Source organism: Saccharomonospora halophila 8, assembly GCF_000383775.1.
GTDB classification, from domain to species: Bacteria; Actinomycetota; Actinomycetes; order Mycobacteriales; family Pseudonocardiaceae; genus Saccharomonospora; species Saccharomonospora halophila.
Map to the genome: position 1 here is coordinate 7,279 of NZ_KB912489.1, position 2,967 is coordinate 10,245.

At 72.5% G+C, this 2,967-nt stretch carries 3 protein-coding genes; 2 read left to right on the plus strand and 1 reads right to left on the minus strand.

The window, feature by feature from the left end:
• Positions 1 to 222: 222 nt before the first annotated feature.
• Positions 223 to 528: a glutaredoxin family protein gene (locus tag SACHA_RS0103455; protein WP_019807231.1), complete on the plus strand. Its 306-nt coding sequence runs from the start codon at positions 223 to 225 to the stop codon at positions 526 to 528.
• A gap of 108 nt (positions 529 to 636) precedes the next feature.
• Here SACHA_RS0103455 and SACHA_RS0103460 read toward each other — a convergent pair whose 3' ends face one another.
• Positions 637 to 1,089 carry a nitroreductase family deazaflavin-dependent oxidoreductase gene (locus SACHA_RS0103460; RefSeq protein ID WP_019807233.1) on the minus strand — a complete coding sequence of 151 codons (453 nt, stop codon included), beginning with the start codon at positions 1,087 to 1,089 and terminating at the stop codon, positions 637 to 639.
• A gap of 452 nt (positions 1,090 to 1,541) precedes the next feature.
• On the opposite strand from SACHA_RS0103460, the gene SACHA_RS20050 reads away from it, so the two are divergent.
• The coding region (locus tag SACHA_RS20050) for a PAS domain-containing protein (protein WP_039737843.1) at positions 1,542 to 2,967 on the plus strand (1,426 nt) is incomplete at its 3' end.

Here is a 2,967-nt window from a genome sequence, read left to right on the forward strand (position 1 = left end):
GTGCTCGGCTTCCGCAGCCGGGAGATCCGTCTCGCCAGGTCACGCTCCCCCGCGGCGCGCGCCTCGGCCGCGCGCCGCCCGCGCAGGGCGACGAATCCCGCCCGATCGGTGCGGTACAACTCGTCGGCCACCGCGTCGAAATCCATGGGCACAGGGTCGCCCAAGGGCGGGCGGCACGCCCGGCCCACGCCCGGTTACGGTGTCGGAAGAGGGAGGAAAACTGTGGCTATCAACGAGATTGAGTTCTACTGGCGGCCGGGGTGCCCGTTCTGCGCCATCCTGCGGGGCCGCCTGCGTAACACCGGACTCCCCGTGCGGGAGATCAACATTTGGGAGGACTCGGAGGCGGCGGCCCGGGTGCGTGCGGCGACCGACGGCGACGAGACCGTTCCCACGGTGTTCCTCGGTGACCGTGTGCTGGTCAATCCGAGCATCAACGAGGTCACCGACGCGGTGACCACCGACGCGCCCGGACTGTTCGACCTGGCCGTGGAACCGGCCGCACAGGAGCACGCGTCCCGGCACTGACCCCAGCGGCACCGCACCAGCACACCGACGCCGGCAGACGGGCACCGGTCGGCCCCGGGGACGGACAGCCACGGTCGGCACCGCGACAGCGCTGCCGCGCGATCCGCCTCAGGACATCGTGACCACCCGGAAGACCGGGCACCCCGGGGCGGCCGCGCGGAGGTCCGCCGTGTCCGACTGCGCGTCGACCTCGTCGAAGAACCGGCCGACCTCCCACCCCCATCTGGTCAGGTAGGCGCGCAGCACCTCCACCTTCTCGTCGTCGGGAAGCTCGACCGCACGGAAGCGCCGGACACGCCGCCCCACCCGGAGCTCGCCCTCCCCGGCTGCGCGGAGGTTGCGGACCCACTGGGTGTGCCCACGGGGTGAGACGAGGTAGTCCGCACCGTCCAGGGTCAGCAGGTTCACCGGCGTGGACCGCCACTGTCCGGAGCGGCGCCCCCGTACGGACAGGATCCGCGTGCCCCACAGGCTCACTCCCAGAGCGGTCAGCGATCGGACGACGAGGTTCAGTCCCGCGTCGAGCTTCCCTGGTCGGCGATAGCGACGCGCTTCGGTCATCGGCGTTTACCTCCCTCGAGTCCGCACATCGATGACCACTGAACACCATCCCGACTTCCCCGTCACGCGGGAGCCCGGTCCGCTCAGCGCTGCGCCGGCGTTACCCGACGGGCACGATCTCCGCACCGCACCGCACCGCACCGCACCTCGGACACGGGCGCACCGGGCGCCCCGCCCACCGCTCGCACCGTTCGTCCCGGCGGTTCGTCACTCACACCGTCGGGCGAGTGGCGGTTTCGTCGACCTCCGGCACAACCGGTCGGTCCGTCACCGGAATCGGCGGTTCGGACCACCGACCCGGGCGAAAAGCGTCGACACCGCCTAGTCTGACGACCGCGGGTCGGTGTGCAGAGAAACCGGCGCGGCACGTGAGGCCACGATTTCCCTCGTCTCGCCCAGTGGTGATCTCATATCGTGACGTGCCCGGAGACGAGCGGCGGATGGACTTCGACATGGAGGCGCATACACGCGACGAGGTACCCCACTGGTTCGGTCCGGACCGGGACGCTCTCGTCGACCTCACCTCGGCCGGAGCGACGGGGGCGACGTGGTCCGCCGATCTGGGCACCGGCGAGATCACGTGGAATGCGGACCTGCCCGAGGTTCTGGGGGTCCCCACCGGGGACGAGGCCGAGATCGACGCGCGACTGCGGGAACTGATCGGCCCGTTGACCGCCGCCGCCCGCAATTCCCCGGCCTGGGAGATTCTCGATCTCGCACAACGGCACACCACATTTGACGGATCGACCCGGCGCCTGCGGTTCCTGGCCCGTGTCCACCGGCCGCCGGCCACCGGTGACGGCCACACCGACGCCCGTCCGGAGTCCGGGATTCCGCAGCCCGATCCCGGGCGGCTGGTCGGCATCGCGACCGACATCACCGACGATCCCGCGGGGACCGAGGTCGGCCGCGGCATCCGGTGGCCCGGCGATCCGGCCGAGGGTTACCGGCGGCTGGTCGAGTCCCACCCGCACGGCATCTGTGTCCACGACGGAACGACCGTGCTCTACGCCAACCCGGCGACCGCGGCACTCGTGGGCGAGGACGACCCCGGCGCGCTGCCGGGCAGGCATCTCACCGAGTTCGTCCCCACGGACGCCGTCCCGGAGATCCTGCGCCGGATCGACACGCTCGACCGGCCGGGTGCGGTGACCGGCCCCGCCCGGGTCCGACTGGTCCGGACCGACGGCGGCACCACGGTCGTCGAGGCGACGGCGGTGCGCACCACCTGGCGGGATCGTCCGGCGTACCAGGTCACCCTGCACGACGTGACCCGGGCGCGGTCGGTGGAGTCGGCCCTGCGGTACGAGGCCGCGCTGGTCTCCCACTCCAGCGACGCGATCATCGCCACGGACTCCGACGGTGTGGTGCGGAGCTGGAACCCCGCCGCCGGAACCGTGTACGGGCATCCGGCGGAGACCGCCGTGGGCAGGCACGTGGTCGACCTGGTGGGCGGGGGCCCCGACCCGGCCACGATCGTCGCCGAGGGCGGCGTGACCGAGACCGAACACCGGCGGTGCGACGGCACCACGCTGACGGTGCGGGTCTCGGCCGCCGAGATGGACGACGGCTACGTGCTGGTGTGTGCGGACGAAACGGCCCGCCGCCAGGCCCAACGCCGGTACCGGACCGTGGTCGCCGCCCTGGACGAGGGCGTCGTGGTCCTCGACCCGACGGGCCTGGTGGAGACCGCCAACCCGGCGGCCGGGCGCATCCTCGGGCTCCCGGTCCACGCGATGATCGGCTGCTCGCCCGCGCTGTTCCCGCTGCACGACGAGTCCGGGACCCGAATCCCGACCAGCGAGAACCCGGCCGCGGTCACCCGGCTCACCGGCAGGCCCGCCGACGGCCGGGTCGTGCGCGCGCGCAGGCCGGACG

What these genes read in the sequence shown, in the direction of transcription:
- SACHA_RS0103460 (WP_019807233.1), bottom strand. Translation starts at nt 1,089, where the DNA reads ATGACCGAAGCGCGTCGCTATCGCCGACCAGGGAAGCTCGACGCGGGA.